The organism is Vibrio sp. 1288 (assembly GCF_033344475.1).
In genome coordinates this window covers 1-935 of record NZ_JAWPOX010000215.1, presented here as the reverse complement: position 1 = coordinate 935, position 935 = coordinate 1, and the positions used below count along the sequence as shown (strand labels likewise).

At 49.9% G+C, this 935-nt stretch carries 1 protein-coding gene; it reads right to left on the bottom strand.

Features of this window, described 5'->3' with window-relative positions; genetic code table 11:
* Nucleotides 1–935: methyl-accepting chemotaxis protein (locus tag R8O11_RS25765; protein WP_318194681.1), on the bottom strand; the 935-nt coding region annotated here is incomplete at both ends.

Below are 935 nucleotides of genomic sequence, written 5' to 3'. Positions count from 1 at the left end.
GCCGGATTGTGACAACTGAGTGCTGATCGTTTCTGCGTGTTGCAAGGTGTCATTGATGTTGTTGACGATCTGTTGAATCGCCACCAAGTTCTGGTTGATGTCTTCCGCCACCGCACTTTGTTCTTCTGCCGCTGATGCGGTTTGAATTCCCATATCGCGAATTGTACCAATAGAATGGTGGACACCAGACAAAGACTGTTGAATCAGTGCCGAATCTTCAGCCGTTTTCACGCCGCGTTCTTGACTGGCGGACATGGTCGTGACGGCTCGAGATACACCACTTTGTAGCTGTTTAAGCATATCGCCAATTTCATGAGTGCTATTTTGCGTACGGCTCGCTAGTGAACGCACTTCATCGGCCACCACTGCAAATCCACGCCCTTGCTCGCCCGCTCGCGCGGCTTCAATTGCCGCATTGAGCGCCAATAAGTTGGTCTGCTCAGCAATCTCGCCAATCACATCCAATACTTTGGTAATCTGCTCCGTTTGCTGACTCAACTCAGAGATAGCATCCGATGTGCTGTTGATCTCTGTAACCAACTCAGTAATGCCTTGAATCGCTTGTTCGACCTCTCGCTGGGCTTCGGTGACCTGATCGTTCGCATCGTCAATGGCCTGCGCAGTGGCATTTGTATTGCTCGCGACTTCTTTTGCCGTCATGCTCATCTCTGTTACGGCTGTCACCACTTTATCCGTTTCCAAACAGTGACTCTGCATTTGACCGCTCGCTGTGCGCGTTTGATCATTCAGTTCTTCAGAAACTGTTTGAACGGCAGAAGCAGATCGATGAATGTCCTGCATCAGTGGGTGAAGTTTATCCATAAATTCATTAAAGGCAGCCGCGACTTCGCCAACTTCGTCTTTACTTTCCACTTTTAGACGCGCAGTTAAGTCACCGCCACCCGCAGCAACATCTTTGAGAGAATCGGCGACGT